Origin of the sequence: Collimonas sp. OK412 (genome assembly GCF_900112135.1) — a bacterium.
Taxonomy (GTDB): domain Bacteria; phylum Pseudomonadota; class Gammaproteobacteria; order Burkholderiales; family Burkholderiaceae_D; genus Collimonas; species Collimonas rhizosphaerae.
Genome location: NZ_FOLC01000007.1, coordinates 218,221 through 235,821 on the forward strand (window position 1 = coordinate 218,221; position 17,601 = coordinate 235,821).

At 60.7% G+C, this 17,601-nt stretch carries 13 protein-coding genes; 8 read left to right on the plus strand and 5 right to left on the minus strand.

The genetic code is table 11. The features are described 5' to 3' along the window. Positions 1–35 precede the first annotated feature (35 nt). A complete protein-coding gene (cphA, locus tag BM062_RS10325) occupies positions 36–2,606 on the minus strand; it encodes a cyanophycin synthetase (protein ID WP_092396440.1) in 2,571 nt (856 codons plus the stop codon). 67 nt (positions 2,607–2,673) lie between these two features. Then, positions 2,674–4,830, minus strand: a complete 2,157-nt coding sequence (gene cphA, locus BM062_RS10330; RefSeq protein ID WP_092396442.1) for a cyanophycin synthetase — start codon at positions 4,828–4,830, stop codon at positions 2,674–2,676. Between the two features lie 292 nt (positions 4,831–5,122). Between cphA (BM062_RS10330) and BM062_RS10335 the strand changes: the two genes are divergently transcribed. Together BM062_RS10335 and BM062_RS10340 are read left to right on the plus strand one after the other, a co-directional pair. Continuing rightward, positions 5,123–7,435, plus strand: coding sequence for a cyanophycin metabolism-associated ABC transporter (locus tag BM062_RS10335; RefSeq protein ID WP_092396444.1), 2,313 nt, complete (start codon positions 5,123–5,125; stop codon positions 7,433–7,435). After that, on the plus strand, positions 7,432–7,902 hold the full coding sequence (locus BM062_RS10340; protein ID WP_092396446.1) for a cyanophycin metabolism-associated DUF1854 family protein: 471 nt from the start codon (positions 7,432–7,434) through the stop codon (positions 7,900–7,902). The genes BM062_RS10335 and BM062_RS10340 overlap by 4 nt, the downstream gene beginning before the upstream one ends. A gap of 30 nt (positions 7,903–7,932) precedes the next feature. Here BM062_RS10340 and BM062_RS10345 read toward each other — a convergent pair whose 3' ends face one another. The 3 genes from BM062_RS10345 to map are packed head-to-tail and all read right to left on the minus strand — an operon-like array spanning position 7,933 to position 12,101. Further along, the gene (locus tag BM062_RS10345; protein ID WP_092396448.1) at positions 7,933–8,679 is read right to left on the minus strand and encodes a pseudouridine synthase; all 747 of its coding nucleotides are present in this window, start codon (positions 8,677–8,679) and stop codon (positions 7,933–7,935) included. Positions 8,680–8,723: 44 nt separating this feature from the next. Continuing rightward, on the minus strand, positions 8,724–11,276 hold the full coding sequence (locus tag BM062_RS10350; protein ID WP_092396450.1) for a [protein-PII] uridylyltransferase: 2,553 nt from the start codon (positions 11,274–11,276) through the stop codon (positions 8,724–8,726). Between the two features lie 3 nt (positions 11,277–11,279). Continuing rightward, positions 11,280–12,101 (minus strand): type I methionyl aminopeptidase, encoded by an 822-nt coding sequence (gene map / locus BM062_RS10355; RefSeq protein WP_092396452.1) that lies wholly within the window; start codon positions 12,099–12,101, stop codon positions 11,280–11,282. A gap of 331 nt (positions 12,102–12,432) precedes the next feature. On the opposite strand from map, the gene rpsB reads away from it, so the two are divergent. From rpsB to BM062_RS10385, 6 genes are all read left to right on the plus strand, one after another. Further along, positions 12,433–13,185, plus strand: coding sequence for a 30S ribosomal protein S2 (gene rpsB, locus BM062_RS10360; protein WP_014005317.1), 753 nt, complete (start codon positions 12,433–12,435; stop codon positions 13,183–13,185). 217 nt (positions 13,186–13,402) lie between these two features. Continuing rightward, positions 13,403–14,284, plus strand: a complete 882-nt coding sequence (gene tsf, locus BM062_RS10365; protein ID WP_092396454.1) for a translation elongation factor Ts — start codon at positions 13,403–13,405, stop codon at positions 14,282–14,284. Positions 14,285–14,555: 271 nt separating this feature from the next. Then, on the plus strand, positions 14,556–15,272 hold the full coding sequence (pyrH, locus tag BM062_RS10370; protein ID WP_092396456.1) for a UMP kinase: 717 nt from the start codon (positions 14,556–14,558) through the stop codon (positions 15,270–15,272). A 120-nt stretch (positions 15,273–15,392) separates the two neighbouring features. Continuing rightward, positions 15,393–15,953 (plus strand): ribosome recycling factor, encoded by a 561-nt coding sequence (gene frr / locus BM062_RS10375; RefSeq protein WP_092396458.1) that lies wholly within the window; start codon positions 15,393–15,395, stop codon positions 15,951–15,953. A gap of 43 nt (positions 15,954–15,996) precedes the next feature. After that, complete coding sequence (uppS, locus tag BM062_RS10380; RefSeq protein ID WP_092396460.1) at positions 15,997–16,773, plus strand: polyprenyl diphosphate synthase; 777 nt, start codon at positions 15,997–15,999, stop codon at positions 16,771–16,773. Beyond that, positions 16,773–17,597: a phosphatidate cytidylyltransferase gene (locus BM062_RS10385; protein ID WP_092396462.1), complete on the plus strand. Its 825-nt coding sequence runs from the start codon at positions 16,773–16,775 to the stop codon at positions 17,595–17,597. Before uppS ends, BM062_RS10385 begins: the two co-directional genes overlap by 1 nt. Positions 17,598–17,601 lie beyond the last annotated feature (4 nt).

Below are 17,601 nucleotides of genomic sequence, written 5' to 3' on the forward strand. Positions count from 1 at the left end.
ATACCGAGGTATCCGATAGCGGCGGCGGCTCTACATCAAACTTCAGCAATACGCTTGGCGATATGCGCCAGCGCTTCTTCCACCTGGTCGACCAGGATCAGGCAAAGATCTCCCGGCTCCAGGTGCGACAGCGCAGTATCGATGGCGACGAATTCGCCGTTGATTTCCGCGGTCGATGTGGTGCGGCGGGCGTTCTGCAAACCTTCGCGCAGCAAGCCCAGCACTTCGCCGTCGGCGCGGCCGCGCTGGCACTGGTCCTGGTACAGGATCACCTGGTCGAATGCATCGCCCAGGATTTCGGTCTGGTGGCGGATGTCGATATCGCGCCGGTCGCCGGCGCCGCTGATGACCACCGAACGGCGTTTGGCGGGCATGCTGTCGATAGCCTTAACCAGCGCCTTGATCGCATCCGGGTTGTGGCCGTAGTCGGCAATCAGGGTCGCGCCGCGATAATCGAATACATTGAAGCGGCCTGGCGCGGTGGCGGCATCGTTGACGAAGCTGCCGAGGCCGGCGCGGATCACGTCCCAGTCCAGGTCCAAAGCCCAGGCCGCGGCGATCGAAGCCATGGCGTTTTCGACCTGGAAGCCGATGGCGCCGTTGCGTGTCAGGGGGATGTCCTGCAGCAGGATCCGATGTTCCTGCTTGCCCTTGGCGGCGACGATGGCGTTGCCGTCCTGGTACACCACCCGGTGGCCTTGCGCGCGATGGGTGGTCATCAGCGGGTGATGGAAATCGTGGGCGAAAAAGGTCACTGAGCCCGGGCAGGATTTGGCCATGCTGGCGACCATCGGATCTGCCGCGTTGAGGACCGCATGGCCGCCCGGGGCGACGTTTTCGACGATCACGCGTTTGACCACGCTCAAGTCTTCCACCGTGCTGATATAGCTCAGGCCGAGATGGTCGCCCATGCCGATATTGGTGACCACGGCAACGTCGCAGCGGTCGAAGCCGAGGCCCTCGCGCAAGATGCCGCCGCGCGCGGTTTCAAACACGGCCGCATCGACGTCCGGATGCATCAAGACATTGCGCGCGCTGCGCGGGCCGCTGCAATCACCGGTATCGATGCGCTGTTTTTCGATATAGACGCCATCGGAATTGGTCATGCCGACGCGCAGTCCCTTGCGGCCCAGCAGGTGGGCGATCAGGCGCACGGTAGTGGTCTTGCCGTTGGTGCCGGCCACCGCTACCAGCGGGATGCGGCCGTTGTCGCCGCTGGCGAACATGGTCGACATGATGGCGGCGCCGACCGCGCGGCCCTTGCCGTAAGAAGGGCTGATGTGCATGCGCAAGCCAGGTGCTGCATTGACTTCGACCACGCCGCCTTCCTGTTCTTCCAGCGGCTGGTGGACGTTGTTGCAGACGACGTCGACGCCGCAGATATCGAGCCCGACCATTTGCGCCGCGGCTACCGCGCGCGCCGCCAGTTCAGGATGGACATCTTCGGTGACATCGGTGGCGGTGCCGCCGGTGCTCAGGTTGGCGTTGTTGCGCAACACCACGCGCACGCCTTGCTGCGGGATCGAATCCGCGGCGTAATTCTGCTTGGACAGCGTCGCCAGGGCAATCGCATCGAAGCGGATCTTGGTCAGCGTGGTGGCATGGCCGTCGCCGCGCAGCGGGTCGCTGTTGACCTGGTCCACCAGCTGGCGGATGGTGCGCACGCCGTCGCCGATGACTTGCGGCGGATCGCGGCGGGCAGCGGCGATCAGCTGGTTGCCGACCACCAGCAGGCGGAAGTCATGCCCCGGCAGGTAGCGCTCGACGATCACTTCCGAACAGATCTTGGCGGCCACTTCGAACGCCGCCATGACCTGCTCGCGGGCGGTGATGTTGACCGCCACGCCCTTGCCCTGGTTGCCGTCGCGCGGCTTGAGCACCACCGGTCCGGCGATTTCCTGGGTCGCGGCCCAGGCTTCTTCCGCGCTGGAGACCACCCGGCCCATCGGCACCGGGACCCCGGCCGCGTTCAGCAGTTTCTTGGTCAGGTCCTTGTCCTGGGCGATCGATTCCGCGATCGCGCTGGTGTGGTTGGTTTCCGCGGCCTGGATGCGGCGCTGGCGGCTGCCCCAGCCGAACTGCACCATGCTGCCGCTGGTCAGGCGCCGGAACGGAATCCCGCGCATGACCGCCGCCTGCACGATGGAGCCGGTGCTGGGTCCGAGACGGATGTCTTCATCCAGTTCATGCAGGCTGGCCAGTGCGCCGGCGAGATCGAAGGGCTTGTCTTCCAGCGCTGCCTGGCACAGTTTCTGCGCCAGCTGGAACGCCATCCTGCCGACTTCTTCCTCGGTGTATTCAACGATGACCTGGTAGACGCCGCCTTCCAGGGTCGGCACGGTGCGGCTGAAGGTGACTGGGCAACCGGCTTCCGATTGCAGGCCGAGCGCCGCTATCTCGAGCGCGTGCGCCATCGACACCACGTCGTTCTTGCTGCCGGCTTCCAGGAAGCCGATTTTTGGAAAGCGTTCACGCAACCTGGCTTCGAAACCGGCGATGCCTGCAATGGCGCGTTCGGCATCGGTGCAAGACACGATGGCTTCGATAGCGGTATGTCGACTCCACAGATTGGGGCCGCGAAGTACTCGGATACGTGATACGTCCATCAACAGGTTTTCCTATTATTACTGATAAAAAAAGCAGGAGGGCAGCCGCCCGTCCTGCTTAGATTTTTTAAGCCATCTCGAACGTTTCTATCCCTGCACGCATCAGGTCGTGAGAGATGTCCAGCGCCCAGGCGGCGGCAACCGCCGCCAACACGTTTTCAACCTGGAAACTGTCCTTGCTGCGGGCAATCAGCGGCACGGTGGTGATGTCTGCCAGCAGCATTTCGTTTTTGCCGATCGCCAGCATGATCTGGTCGTTGCGCACGAACACGGCGCGGCGGTCTTGTTCCAGCTGTTCGGCGATCACCGGCAGGGTAGGGGAGAGGCCAAAAAAGATCACTTCGCCGTCGCACAGCGGCGCCATGCCCGCCACCAGCGAATCGGCGGCATTCAGCACGGCGACGCCGCTAGGCAGCACGACGTCGACCTGGGTGCGCGTGACCTTGACCATTTCCTCGGCATCGCCGATGTAGTACTGCGGCGAGCTGTCGGCAGGATCGATATTGGTGACGACGCCGACCTGGCAACGGTCATAGACCAGGCCTTCCGAGAGGATGGTGTCGTGGCTGTTCTCGAATACCGCCGCCTGGACCGCGCGGTTGATCAGCACCCGTTGCGCCGACTCCCAATTGGCGCGGTCGCCCTTTTCAACCCGGCGCTGGGCAAAATAAAGACCGTCGCCGCAAGCCAGGCCGACATGGTTGCCGCTCAAATGCAGCTGCCAGGCGATCAGGCGCGAGACGGTGGTCTTGCCGTGGGTGCCGGTGACGCCGACGATGGGGATGCGGCCATTGTCGGCAGCGGCGAACAGGTGTTCGATGATGGCGCGGCCGACCGGGCGCGGCCTGCCTTCGGCCGGCTTGAGATGCATCAGCAGGCCGGGGCCGGCGTTGACTTCGACGATCGCCCCGCGCTGCTCTTCCAGCGGACGGGAAATATCCTCGGCCACCAGGTCGACGCCGGCGATATCCAGGCCCACCACGCGCGCGGCGAGCGAGGCCGCTGCGGCGACGCTGGGATGGACCAGGTCGGTGACGTCGATGGAAACGTTGCCGTTGCGCTGGATCAGCACTTGCTTGCCTGCAGGCGGGATCGATTCGCCGTTGAAGCCTTGCCGTTCCAGCTCTACCCGCACCACCGGTTCTTCATCCAGCAGCACCAGGCTCAGCGGGCACTCTTCGAGTTCGCCGCGGCGCGGGTCGGAATTGATCTGGCTGTCTATCAGCTGGCGGATGGTCGATTTGCCATCGGCGCTGATCGACAGCGGCTCGCCGCGCGCGGCAGCCGCCAGGCGGCCGCCGACAATCAGCAGCCGGTGTTCGTTGCCGCGGATGAAACGTTCGACGATGACGCTGCTGCCTTCTTCCAGCGCCAGGGCGTAGGCGGTTTCGATTTCAGCCTGGGTATTGAGGTCGATGAAGACGCCGCGTCCATGGTTCGCATCGGAAGGCTTGACCACCACCGGCAAGCCGATATCTTCAGCGGCTTCCCAGGCTTCGGCGGCGCTTTCCACCAGTTGTCCTTCCGGCACCGGCACGCCGCAAGCCTGCAGCAGGCTCTTGGTCAGGTCCTTGTCGCTGGAGATGCTTTCGGCGATGGCGCTGGTCTGGTCGGTTTCCGCGGTCCAGATGCGGCGCTGGCGGATACCGTGGCCGAGCTGCACCAGGTTGCCTTCGGTGAGGCGGAACGAGGGGATGCGCCGTTCTTCCGCGGCTTCCACGATACAGGCCGTGCTCGGCCCCAGACAGCGCGAATCCACCATGCTGCGCAGTTCGACGATAGTGGCAGGGACGTCGAACGGCTTGTCTTCGATCGCCGCCATGACCAGGTCGCGTGCGGCATGCAGGGCGGCGCGGGTAACCTGCTCGTGGCGCGCGCGCACCGCAACCTTGTAGACGCCGCGCACTGAAGTGCTGCGCGCCTTGCCGAAACCGCCGGGCATGCCGGCCAGGTTTTGCAGTTCCAGGGTGACGTGTTCGAGGATGTGGCCGGGCCAGGTGCCGTCTTGCAGGCGTTGGACAAAACCGCCGCGTTCGCCATAGCTGCAGCGGTGCTCGATCAGGGTAGGCAGCCAGCTGGTCAGGCGCTGGTTGAAGCCGGGCAATGTATTCGACGGGAAATCTTCCAGTTCGCCAATATCGATCCACGCCTCAAGGGTTGACCGGTACGTCCAGATGTTTGGTCCGCGTAGCGACATGATGCGGAGAATTTCAATGTTTTTCATGAGTGAGCAATGAGGCTATGCAATAGGGCTGCGTTCGTGCTGAAAATTTTTTTCTTGTTTTCTGGTGCCGGTTCAACACCCTGCAACTATCTGTAACGCGCTAATGCACGAATCGGTTTACAGAAGCTCACTTAAAATAGCAAAATGATAGGGTTATGGTAACGAAATGTAACGTTTCCGAAAAACACGATAGGATATAATACTTGCGGCAGACGATGTGCGCCATTTGAGGCGATTTCACACAAAATTCAATCCGATCCGTGCATGCATGCGGACACACCATGCCGTTTAGATGAAAAGCAACCCTTTATCCCCTGTGCCTACTCCCGGTAATTATTTATCCCATATCCTGCCCGCCGATTTGCGTGCTGAAGTGATAACACTGCTTGCCCCGACTGAAGAAATATTGGCCTCGCTGCAGGTCGATCTTAACGCTTCACTGCATTTTGCGCGCGGCACGGTATTGCTCACCAATCGCCGCCTGCTGGCCAAGATGGAGCAGGACAGCAGCTGGCGCGAATGGGCTTACCGGCCCGGCCTGACGCTGGGCCACCACGACCATGCCGGCGTCGGCAGCCTGGAGCTGTGCGACGAGCAGCGGCAGCTGGCTTGCTGGCGCTACACGCTTGGCCTCAACCTGGAAGCGCTGCGCCTGATCAAGCTCTTCGAGCAGCAGCGCGACGATTACCTGGCCGGGCGTTCCGCCGCGCGCCAGGAGCAGGCGCTTTGCCCGCAATGCCAAGCGCCGCTGCCGCCGGGCAGCGACGAATGCCTGATCTGCCCGGAAAAAGGGGAAGCACCGTCCTCAACCTGGGCCTTGTTCCGGCTGGCGCGTTTCGCCACGCCGTACAAGGGCATGCTGCTGCTCGGTTTTATCCTGATGCTGATCTCGACCGCCGCCACCCTGGTGCCGCCGTACCTGATGGGCCCGCTGATGGACAATGTGCTGATTCCTTATCAGAACGGCAAGCCGATCAACCATGACCTGGTCAAGCTCTACCTGTCCGGCCTGCTGGCTTCCGCCCTGGTGGCGTGGAGCCTGGGCTGGGCCCGCACCTATATCCTGGCCTTGGTCAGCGAGCGCATCGGCGCCAATTTGCGCACTACTACCTATGAACATCTGCTGCGCCTGTCGCAGGAATATTTCGGCGGCAAGCGCACCGGCGACCTGATGGCGCGCATCGGCTCGGAAAGCGACCGCATCTGCGTGTTCCTGTCCTTGCACCTGCTGGATTTCGCGATCGACGTGCTGATGATCGTCATGACCGCGGTGATCCTGTTCTCGATCAATCCCTGGCTGGCGCTGGTGACCCTGGTGCCGCTGCCGTTCATTGCCTGGATGATCCACCTGGTGCGTGACCGGCTGAAGCACGGCTTTGAAAAGATCGACCGCATCTGGGCCGAAGTGACCAATGTCCTGGCCGACACCATCCCGGGGATCCGCGTAGTCAAGGCGTTTGCCCAGGAAAAGCGCGAAGCCGGGCGTTTCCGCGACGCCAACCAGCACAACCTGCTGGTCAACGACCGCGTCAACAAGATCTGGTCCCTGTTCTCGCCGACGGTCACCTTGCTGACCGAAGTCGGGCTGCTGGTGGTCTGGGTGTTCGGCATCTGGCAGGTCTCGAAAAACGAAATCACGGTCGGTGTGCTGGCCTCGTTCCTGGCTTACATCAGCCGCTTCTATACCCGCCTCGATTCGATGAGCCGTATCGTGTCGGTGACGCAAAAAGCCGCGGTCGGCGCCAAGCGCATCTTTGAAATCCTGGACCACGTATCGAGCGTGCCGGAACCGGCCAACCCGGTGCACCTGGAGCATGTGAAAGGCGCCATCGAATTGCGCAACATCGGTTTCCGCTACGGCAACCGGGCGGTCATGCGCGAGGTCAACCTGACCATTGCGCCGGGCGAGATGATCGGCCTGGTGGGCCATAGCGGCTCCGGCAAGAGCACGCTGGTCAACCTGATCTGCCGTTTCTACGACGTGTCGGAAGGATCGATACGGATCGACGGCGTCGATATCCGTTCCATGCCGATCTCGGAATACCGCCGCAATATCGGCCTGGTGCTGCAAGAGCCGTTCCTGTTCTTCGGCACCATTGCGGAGAACATCTGCTACGGCAAGCCGGAAGCCACGCGCGAAGAAATCGTCGCCGCCGCGCGCGCCGCCCATGCCCATGAATTCATCCTGCGCCTGCCGCAAGGCTACGACTCGCTGGTAGGCGAACGCGGCCAGGCGTTGTCCGGCGGCGAGCGCCAGCGCATCTCGATTGCGCGCGCCTTGCTGATCGATCCGCGTATCCTGATCATGGACGAGGCTACCTCGTCGGTCGACACCACCACCGAAAAGGAAATCCAGAAAGCGCTGGATAACCTGGTGCAGGGCCGCACCACGATTGCTATCGCGCACCGTTTGTCGACCTTGCGCAAGGCCGACCGGCTGGTGGTGCTGGACCGCGGCCAGATCGTCGAAGTCGGCAGCCATGACGAACTGATGCTGCGCGAAGGCGCTTATTACCGCCTCTACCAGGCGCAGCTGCGCAATGCGGATACCGAGCCGACCCTGGTCGATGAAGACAGCGAAGACAGTGACGAGAGGGCAGCATGACAAGCCATGATTTCAAACTCAGCCGCAATGCCTTCGGCCGCCTGGTGTACACCGCGGTCAACGGCGAAGTGCATGAAGGCGTGGTGCCGGTGCGGGCCTTTCCTATCGGCGCGCCGGACGACGGCATTTCGCTGGTGAACGGCGACGGTCAGGAACTGGCCTGGATTTCACGCTTGAGCGATTTGCCCGGCGAAACCCGGGCGATGGTTGAAAAAGAATTGGCGAGCCGCGAATTCATGCCGGAAATCCGGCGTATCCAGCGGGTTTCCAGTTTCACCGCGCCGAGCACGTGGTATGTGGAAACCAATCGCGGCGATGCTTCTTTCACGCTGAAAGGCGAAGAGGACATCCGGCGCATCGTGGCGACCAGCCTGCTGATCGCCGACAGCCATGGCGTGCAGTTCCTGATCCGCGACACCCAGGCGCTGGACAAGGCCAGCCGCAAGATCCTGGATCGTTTCCTGTAACCGGCAGCGGCCCTCGCGGGCCGTATTCCTTCAGAACTGTTCGTCCGCGCCCAGGTAGCGCCATTGCCCTTCAGGCAAATGCCCCAGCTTCACGCCGCCGATACGCACCCGTTTCAATCCCAGCACCTTGAGGCCGACCATGTCGCACATGCGGCGGATCTGGCGTTTTTTGCCTTCCCGCAAAGTAAAGCTCAGCTGGTCGTCGTTTTGCCATTTGACGATGGCTGGCTTGAGCTTCTTGCCGTCCAGCGTCAGGCCGTGGTTGAGGCGGCGCAGTTCGGCGTCGGGCAGCTTGTCGCCCTTGGTGTAGCGCACCCGCACCAGGTATTCCTTGTCGACGCTGGTTTCTTCGCCGATCAGGTGCTTGGCGATGCGGCCGTCCTGGGTCAGCACCAGCAAGCCGACCGAGTCGATGTCGAGGCGGCCGGCCGGCACCAGGCTGCGCAGCTGGGTCGGATGGAACAAGGTCGGCGAGCGGTCCTCGCTCCAGCGGTTGGCTTCCTTGACCAGCGCCACCGCCGGCTGGTAGCCGTCTTCGGCCTGGCCGCTGACGTAGCCGACCGGCTTGTTGATCAGGATGGTGACGCGTTTCGATTGTTCGGCCGCGGCCTGGCGCTCCACGCTGATGCGCTGGCTGGGCAGGACTTTGCTGCCGAGTTCCGATACGACCACGCCGTCGACCCGGACCCAGCCGCGCGCGATCCATTCATCGGCTTCGCGGCGCGAGCATAGCCCGAGTTCTGACATGCGTTTGGAAAGGCGTAATGGTTCGGTCATGAGAGGCAAGAAATAAAAAGGATAAAAAACAAAAACAGGATGGATCAGATATGCAGCGCATCCAGCAGGTCGGTTTCAAGCTGGATCTGCAAGCGCGCGTGGTTGAGCGCGTTGCCGTCGACCAGGAATACGTCTTCGACCCGTTCGCCGAGCGTCATGATCTTGGCCGTATGTAAATTGATCTTGTGCTTGGCCAGTACGCTGGCGACGGAAAACAGCAGCCCGGTGCGGTCGTTGGCTGTAATCGACAGCAGGTAATACTGGCCGCGCTCGTCGGGGCGCAGGTCGACCGTCGGTGTCACCGGGAAGGTGCGCGACAGGCGCGACAGGCGTCCCTTGGACGGCGCCGGCAGGGGACTGTCGGCTTGCAGCAGCAGGGTCAGTTCATGCTCGATCAGGTTGATGATGTCGCGGTAGTGCTTGGCGAACAGCGGCGCGCTGATCAGGAAAGAATCGAGCGCGTAGCCTTGCTTGGTCGTCTGGATCTTGGCATCCAGGATGCTGAAATTCTTGCTGTCGAAATAGCTGCAGATGCGGATGAACAGGTCGCTCCGGTCCTTGGTGTAGACCGCGACCTGCAGGCCCTCGCCGATCGGCGCCAGGCGGCATTTGACGATCGGGCTTGCGCTGTCGGTCTGGTTGTAGAAGGAACGGGTTTGCCAGGCGATGTCGGAGGCGTCGTGGCGCAGGAAATAGGCAACGTCGAGCTGGCGCCACAGGGTTTCATGGGCGTCTTCCGCCAGGCCGTACAGGCGCAGCGTTTTCAGCGCTTCTTCCTGGCGGTTTTTCAGCTCGCGGTCAGCCGACGGCGCTTCGCCGCCGAGCACGCGCAAGGTCATGCGGTACAGGTCTTCCAGCAGCTTGCCTTTCCAGGCGTTCCATACCTTGGGACTGGTGCCGCGGATGTCGGCCACGGTCAGCAGGTAGAGCGCGGTCAGGTGCCGTTCGTCCTTGACCGTATTGGCAAAATTGAGGATGACTTCGGGATCCGACAGGTCCTGTTTCTGCGCTACCTGCGACATGGTCAGGTGGTGCTCGACCAGGAACACCACCAGCGCGGTATCCGCCGGCGGCAAGCCGTGCTGCTGGCAGAAATGCAGGGCGTCGGTCATGCCCAGCTTGGAGTGGTCGCCGCCGCGGCCTTTGGCGATGTCGTGGAACAGGGCGGCGACATACAGCAGCCAGGAGCGCGGGAAGTTGGCGATCAGCTGGCTGCAGAACGGATATTCATGCGCATGCTCGCTCATCGTGAAGCGGCGCACATTGCGCACCACCATCAGGATGTGCTGGTCCACGGTGTAGACATGGAACAGGTCGTGCTGCATCTGGCCGACGATGCGGCGGAAGTTCGGCAGGTAGCGGCCGAGGATGCTGGTCTGGTTCATGCCGCGCAGCGCATGGGTAATCCCTTGCGGTGCCTGGATGATCTGGATGAACAGCGAGCGGTTGTGCGGATCGCGGCGAAAGCTGTTGTCGATCTTAACGCGGGCGTGCCACAAGGCGCGCCTGGTGCGCGCGGTCATGTCCTTCAGCTCGCTGTGCTGGGCCAGCAGCAGGAACAATTCCAGCATCGCCGACGGCGTGGTCTTGAACAGGTCGTCGTGGGCGATGTCGATCAGGCGGTTCAGGTGGTTGAAGCGGTCGTTGATGCGTTGCGGCACCATCGGTTGCGGGAACAGCTGCACTTCGATGTTCTGCAGCAGGATGGTGTTGAGCTGGGTTACCGCCTTGGCCGCCCAGTAATAACGCTGCATCAGGTATTCGCTGGCGCGCCGGGTTTCCGTGGTCTGGAAGCCGAGCGCTTCGGCGATCGGGGTCTGGACGTCAAACACCAGCCGGTCTTCGCGGCGGTTGGTATAGATGTGCAGGCGAATCCGGATATCCTTGAAAGCGCGCTCCTGGCGCGCCAGCTGGCGCGCCTCGGCGGCCGTGATCAGGCCGCGCTGGGCCAGCTTGGGCCAGGATTCGCCAAGGCCGGCAGCCTTCGCCACCCACAGGATCACTTGCAGGTCGCGCAGGCCGCCCGGGCTTTCCTTGCAGTTCGGCTCCAGGCTGTAGGGCGTATCTTCATATTTCACGTGGCGCTGCTGCATTTCCAGGATCTTTCCCTGGAAAAAGGCGCAGGCATCCATGGCCGCGCTGCAGCGTTCCTGCAGCTGCAGGAACAGCGGGTGGCTGCCGCTCACCAGCCGTGCTTCCAGCAGGCTGGTCTGGACCGTGATATCGGCGGCGGATTCGCTCAGGCACTCATCCACGGTGCGGATGCTGTGGCCGATTTCGAGTCCGATATCCCAGAACAGCTGCACCAGCTGCTCCAGCGTGGCTTTCAGCGCGGCGTCCGGGCTGGCCTCCAGCAGGATCAGGACGTCGACGTCGGAATGCGGAAACAGTTCGCCGCGGCCGTAACCGCCGACCGCCACCAGCGCTGCGCTGGACGGCAGTTCCAGCATTTTCCAGGCCTGCGTCAGGGCGATGTCGACGCTGCGCCGCAGCGCGGTCAGCAGTTCGCCGGGTTTACCGTCCGCCAGAAAGGCTGAGATGATGGTTTGCCGCTCGGTCCTAAGCTGTTTTTTGAGTGTGGCGGCAAGTGTCGTCATGTCTTAAGCGGCGGCAGTCGCTTGCTGGATAAAGGCGGGCGGGGGCGGAGTGTCCTTGGAGACGGTCAATACTTCGTAGCCGGTTTCGGTCACCAGTACGGTATGTTCCCATTGGGCGGACAGGCTGCGATCCTTGGTCTTGATGGTCCAGCCGTCGCCCATTTCGCGGATATCGCGGCGGCCGGCGTTGATCATCGGCTCGACCGTGAAAATCATGCCCGCTTCCAGCCGCTCCAGCGTGCCTGGACGGCCGTAATGCAATACTTGCGGCTCTTCATGGAACACCTTGCCGATGCCATGGCCGCAGAATTCGCGGACCACGCTGTAGCCGGCTTTTTCGGCGTGCTGCTGGATCACATGGCCGATATCGCCCAGGTGCGCGCCGGGTTTGATCTTGGCAATGCCCAGCCACATGCACTCATAGGTGATGTCGCCCAGGCGCTTGGCCATGATCGACGGTTCGCCGACATAAAACATGCGGCTGGTGTCGCCATGGTAGCCATTCTTGATGACGGTAATGTCGAGATTGACCACGTCGCCGTTTTTCAGCACCTTGTCGCCCGGGATGCCGTGGCAGATGACGTCGTTGACCGAGGTGCAGATGGCTTTCGGGTACGGCGTATAACCAGGCGGGCAATAATTCAGCGGGGCAGGGATGGTGTCTTGCACATTTGTCATGTACTCGTGGCACAGGCGGTCCAGCTCGCCGGTGGTGACGCCGGCCTTGACGAATGGCGTGATGTAATCGAGTACTTCCGAGGCCAGCCTGCCGGCGACGCGCATGCCGGCGATATCCTCGGCGGTTTTAATGGAGATGGAGGTCATAAGATAGGAAAAATCGAGAAAATTCGGTGAATTCTTTAGCAAAAGGCGCAAAAAACGCCCGGATTCAGTTAGATGTCGATTATAAACGAGGCCACGCAGATGCGCTGAAAGATATGCCTCGCGGCGCTTGAAGAAGTCAGGGGTTTTGGGGTACAATCTTGGGTTAGCTCGAATTGCTATTCGGCTATGTCGATGTTTGTGTAGTTTATTTGATGTTTAAATTGGTTTTAAAAGCGCGAATCCGCTCGAAAAGGGTGCTGTTTTTTGCCTGGCTGCAATGCTGGCGTCAACGGTGACTGAGCGGGTTCCAGACCTAACCCTGGAGAAAATTATGTCCGTAACAATGCGTGAAATGCTGGAAGCCGGTGTCCATTTCGGTCACCAAACCCGTTTCTGGAACCCAAAGATGGCGCCGTTCATCTTCGGTCACCGCAACAAGATTCATATCGTCAACCTGGAAAAGACCCTGGGCATGTACCAGGAGGCGATGAAGTACATCCGCCAACTGTCGTCCAACCGCGGCAACATCCTGTTTGTCGGCACCAAGCGCCAAGCGCGCGAAATCGTGGCAGCTGAAGCAGCACGTTCGGGTTCGCCTTTCGTCGACCAGCGTTGGTTGGGCGGCATGCTGACCAACTTCAAGACCATCAAGACCTCGATCAAGCGCCTGAAAGAAATGGAAGCTTCGATCGAAGACGGTTCGGTTGAGAAGCTGAGCAAAAAAGAAGGCCTGATGTTCCAGCGTGAGCTGATCAAGCTGCAAAAAGCTATCGGCGGCATCAAGGACATGGGCGGCATTCCTGACGCCATCTTCGTGATCGACGTCGGTTACCACAAGGGCGCCATCACTGAAGCCGCCAAGCTGGGCATCCCGGTTATCGGCGTGGTTGACACCAACCACTCGCCAGACGGCGTGACTTACGTCATCCCTGGCAACGACGACTCGTCCAAGGCAATCGCCCTGTACGCTCGCGGTGTTGCCGATGCAATCCTGGAAGGCCGCGCCAATGCAGTGAACGACGTGGTTGAAGCAATCAAAGGCGCAGCCGGCGATGAATTCGTTGAAGTCAACGACCAGGCTTAAGCCCTGAATCTGAGGTCTCATACTTCAGAATAAAAAGGGGGCGTGGTTGCCCCTTTTTTTGTATCACTTTTTGTATCACTTGCATGTGTTTTACCCGAATTTATACCTGGATATATTTTGAATGATGGCGCTGGAAGGCTGGTTGCCGACTGGGCTGCGCTTGCACCGCAAGGCGGCCGCGGATCACCGGCACGGCGTCAACTGTTAGGAGAATAGTATGGCGGCAATTACAGCAGCACTGGTAGGCGAACTGCGCGCAAAGACTGATGCGCCGATGATGGAATGCAAGAAGGCGCTGACCGAAGCCGGCGGCGACATGGACAAGGCGGAAGAAATCCTGCGCGTGAAACTGGGCGGCAAGGCTTCCAAGGCCGCTTCCCGCGTGACCGCCGAAGGCGTGGTTGCAGCTTATATCGCCGGCGGCGTTGGCGCCCTGGTGGAAGTCAACTGCGAAACCGACTTCGTGACCAAGAACGACGATTTCCTGGCCCTGGCGAATGCCTGCGCCAAGCTGGTGGCGGAAAACAATCCGGCCGACGTCGCCGCCTTGTCGGCCCTGCCGCTCGACGGCAGCACCGTTGAAGCGACCCGCGCTGCCCTGATCGGCCGTATCGGCGAAAACATGTCGATCCGCCGTTTCACACGTTTCGATACTGCCGCCAAGCTGGTTTCCTACCTGCATGGCACACGCATCGGCGTGATGGTCGAGTTCGACGGCGCTGACGAACAAGTCGGTAAAGACGTGGCGATGCACATTGCCGCGATGAAGCCGGTTTCCCTGTCTTCGGACCAGGTGCCTGCCGACCTGATCGAGAAAGAGCGTTCGGTAGCGACCCTGAAGGCGGCCGAATCCGGCAAGCCTGCCGATATCGCGACCAAGATGATCGAAGGTTCGGTACAGAAATTCCTGAAGGAAGTTTCCCTGCTGAACCAGACTTTCGTCAAGAACGACAAGCAAACCGTTGAACAGATGCTGAAGGCAACCAATACCAGCGTCAAATCGTTCACCATGTTCGTGGTCGGCGAAGGCATCGAGAAGAAACAGGATGACTTTGCTGCAGAAGTTGCAGCAACAGTTGCTGCGGCCAAGCAGGCGTAAGCAAGAATACGGGCCGAAAGGCCCGTTTTTTTGGCTCTGAGGAATTTTCTTCCCAAGCCACGGACTAAGGGATGCCTTGCTGAATTGCTGCCTCGTATCCAGGGGCAGGGAAAAGTCGCAGGAACCGGCGCCGCGTATTCTCGCTGTGTATGCTAAATAGCGCCGGTAGTGGATTTTGCTGCGGTTTGGCCTGACAATGGCGCTGCAGTCCTTCAGCCAGGCATTGACCAATATTTATATATCAATCGGAAAGCCATAAGGGGCCCAGACCATGACAAAACCAGCTTATAAGCGTGTTCTCCTGAAACTCTCCGGTGAGGCCCTGATGGGCGATGACGCCTACGGCATCAATCGTGCAACGATTGAACGCATGGTGGCCGATGTTGCCGAAGTGGCCAAGTTGGGCGTTGAACTGGCGATCGTGATCGGCGGCGGCAATATTTTCCGTGGCGTGGCGCCGGGCGCCCAGGGCATGGACCGCGCTACTGCTGACTATATGGGGATGCTGGCAACGGTGATGAACTCGCTGGCGCTGGCAGACGCCATGCGCCAGGTTGGCATCACGGCCCGCGTGATGTCGGCCATCAGCATCGAACAGGTAGTCGAACCATACGTGCGGCCTAAGGCGCTGCAATACCTGGAAGAAGACAAGATTGTCATTTTCGCAGCAGGTACCGGCAATCCGTTTTTCACTACCGACACTGCAGCGGCGTTGCGCGGTTCGGAAATCGGTGCGGAAATCGTCCTCAAGGCGACCAAGGTTGACGGCGTCTACAGCGCAGACCCAAATAAAGATCCAACGGCGACACGTTATTCGCACATCACTTTCGATGAAGCGATCACCAAGCATCTGCAAGTCATGGATGCTACCGCGTTTGCCTTGTGCCGCGACCAGAAACTGCCGATCAAGGTGTTTTCCATCATCAAGCCGGGTGCGCTGAGGCGCGTCATCCTGGGTGAAGATGAAGGCACTTTGGTACACGTTTAAATTATTTGCCTGATTTGCAATGTTTGTGCAGACGGCTTGCACAAATTGCTGGCGCAAATCGCAGGTATAAATAATTATTACTTAATTTAAAAAACACCCGTTTTCGAAGAGGAGAACAGCATGAGCATTGCTGACGTTAAAAAGAATACCGATCTGAGAATGCAAAAGTCGCTTGAGACTTTGCGCGCCGACCTGGCGAAAGTACGTACCGGCCGCGCCCACACCGGGATTCTCGACCACATCATGGTGGAATACTACGGTAGCCCGACCAACCTGAGCCAGGTTGCCAATGTGACCCTGATCGACGCGCGCACCATCGGCGTGCAGCCGTTTGAAAAGAAAATGATTGCAGTGGTCGAGAAGGCTATCCGTGAATCCGACCTCGGCCTTAACCCATCCACCCAGGGCGAAATGATCCGGGTGCCGACGCCGCCGCTGACGGAAGAGCGCCGCAAGGAAATGGTAAAGCTGGTCAAGGGCGAAGCGGAAGATGCGAAAATTGCAATCCGCAATATCCGCCGCGACGCCAACGAAGGCTTGAAGAAACTGGTCAAGGACAAGGAATGCTCGGAAGACGACGAGCGTCGTGCCCAGGACGAGATCCAGAAGCTGACCGACAAGTTCGTGGCTGAAATCGACAAGCAAGTGATCGATAAAGAAAAAGAGATCCTGACGGTATAGTCGGGGCCGGTCTGTCGCTCTTCCTTTCCTTATTTCATTATCTATGGCCCATACAAGTTCCACGCAAACGCTACCAGCAATTCCGACGGTGCCGCGGCACGTTGCCATCATCATGGACGGCAACGGCCGCTGGGCGACCAAGCGCTTTTTGCCGCGTGTCGCCGGCCATGGCAAGGGCGTTGAAGCAGTGCGGGCAGTGGTCGAAGCCTGCGTTGTGCGTGGCGTCGAATACCTGACGCTGTTTGCCTTCAGCTCGGAAAACTGGCGCCGGCCGGCGGATGAGGTGTCCTTGCTGATGCGTTTGTTCGTGGTGGCGCTGGAACGTGAAGTCAGCAAGATGCACGCCAACGGCATCCGCCTGAAAGTTGTCGGCGACCTGAGCCGCTTCGACGCCAAGCTGCAGCAAATGATCGACAGCGCCGAGCGCAAGACGGCCGGCAATTCGACCCTGACCGTGACCATCTGCGCCAACTACGGCGGCCGCTGGGACGTGATGCAGGCGGTACAGAAAATGATGGCGGCGCGCAGCGCGGCGGGCGCAGGCGCCGTGCAGGATCCGGCGGCATTTTCCGAAGACGAGCTGGCGCAGTACCTGGCGATGGCCTATGCGCCCGAGCCGGACCTGTTCATCCGCACCGGCGGCGAGCAGCGCATCTCGAATTTCCTGCTCTGGCAGCTGGCGTATAGCGAACTCTATTTCACCGACACCTATTGGCCGGACTTCGGCGCCGACGAGCTGGACCAGGCGATTGCCTCCTACCAGCAGCGAGAGCGCCGTTTCGGGCGCACCAGCGCGCAGCTGCTGGAACAGGCTTCCTGATGTTAAGGACGCGTGTCATCACAGCCTTGCTGTTGCTGGCAGTCTTGCTGCCGATCCTGTACTTCAATTATTTCCCCGCATTCGCCGTCGTCTCGACGCTCTTTTTTGCCGCCGCCATCTGGGAAAGCGCCAGGATCTTCGGCGCCGGCTCTAAAGCGGCCTTGGCCTGGGGACTGCTTGCACTGATCCTGTTTGCCGCTATCATGTATTTCGGTAGCGGCCCTGATATCCGCCTGCTGTTCATGTTGTGCGTGGCAATCTGGGGTTTGCGGTTCGTGCCGGCGCTGGGTTTTGGCTTGCCGCCGCTGGCCAGCTTCGCCAACCGCATGGTCGCCGGCACCTACGCCATTGCCATTTTCGGCTGTTTCCTGGCGATCGTGGTGCTGTTCCATCACTCTCCTTTGTATCTGCTGTCGGTCCTGGTGATCGTCTGGGTGGCGGACATAGGGGCTTATTTTTCCGGCAAGGCGTTCGGCCGCCATAAGCTTGCGCCGTCGATTTCTCCCGGCAAGTCCTGGGAGGGCGCGCTTGGTGGCTGGATCCTGGTGCTGGCCATGATGTTCGGGTTCAGCCTGGCGCCGGCGCTGGCCGAGACTTTCCCGGCGCGCCTGCTGGCAAGCTGGGGTTGGGCCGGGTTGCTGGCGGCGACGACGGTGCTGGTAGCCGCCAGCGTGGCCGGCGATTTGTTCGAGTCGCTGCTGAAGCGGCGCGCGGGCATCAAGGACAGCAGCAACCTGCTGCCTGGCCACGGTGGTGTACTGGATCGCGTCGATGCGCTGATCCCGGTATTGCCGCTGGCTGCATTATTGAGTTTCTGGTTCTAGGTCG

What these genes read in the sequence shown, in the direction of transcription:
- cphA (WP_092396440.1), bottom strand. Translation starts at nt 2,606, where the DNA reads ATGGACGTATCACGTATCCGAGTACTTCGCGGCCCCAATCTGTGGAGT.
- cphA (WP_092396442.1), bottom strand. Translation starts at nt 4,830, where the DNA reads ATGAAAAACATTGAAATTCTCCGCATCATGTCGCTACGCGGACCAAAC.
- BM062_RS10335 (WP_092396444.1), top strand. Translation starts at nt 5,123, where the DNA reads ATGAAAAGCAACCCTTTATCCCCTGTGCCTACTCCCGGTAATTATTTA.
- BM062_RS10340 (WP_092396446.1), top strand. Translation starts at nt 7,432, where the DNA reads ATGACAAGCCATGATTTCAAACTCAGCCGCAATGCCTTCGGCCGCCTG.
- BM062_RS10345 (WP_092396448.1), bottom strand. Translation starts at nt 8,679, where the DNA reads ATGACCGAACCATTACGCCTTTCCAAACGCATGTCAGAACTCGGGCTA.
- BM062_RS10350 (WP_092396450.1), bottom strand. Translation starts at nt 11,276, where the DNA reads ATGACGACACTTGCCGCCACACTCAAAAAACAGCTTAGGACCGAGCGG.
- map (WP_092396452.1), bottom strand. Translation starts at nt 12,101, where the DNA reads ATGACCTCCATCTCCATTAAAACCGCCGAGGATATCGCCGGCATGCGC.
- rpsB (WP_014005317.1), top strand. Translation starts at nt 12,433, where the DNA reads ATGTCCGTAACAATGCGTGAAATGCTGGAAGCCGGTGTCCATTTCGGT.
- tsf (WP_092396454.1), top strand. Translation starts at nt 13,403, where the DNA reads ATGGCGGCAATTACAGCAGCACTGGTAGGCGAACTGCGCGCAAAGACT.
- pyrH (WP_092396456.1), top strand. Translation starts at nt 14,556, where the DNA reads ATGACAAAACCAGCTTATAAGCGTGTTCTCCTGAAACTCTCCGGTGAG.
- frr (WP_092396458.1), top strand. Translation starts at nt 15,393, where the DNA reads ATGAGCATTGCTGACGTTAAAAAGAATACCGATCTGAGAATGCAAAAG.
- uppS (WP_092396460.1), top strand. Translation starts at nt 15,997, where the DNA reads ATGGCCCATACAAGTTCCACGCAAACGCTACCAGCAATTCCGACGGTG.
- BM062_RS10385 (WP_092396462.1), top strand. Translation starts at nt 16,773, where the DNA reads ATGTTAAGGACGCGTGTCATCACAGCCTTGCTGTTGCTGGCAGTCTTG.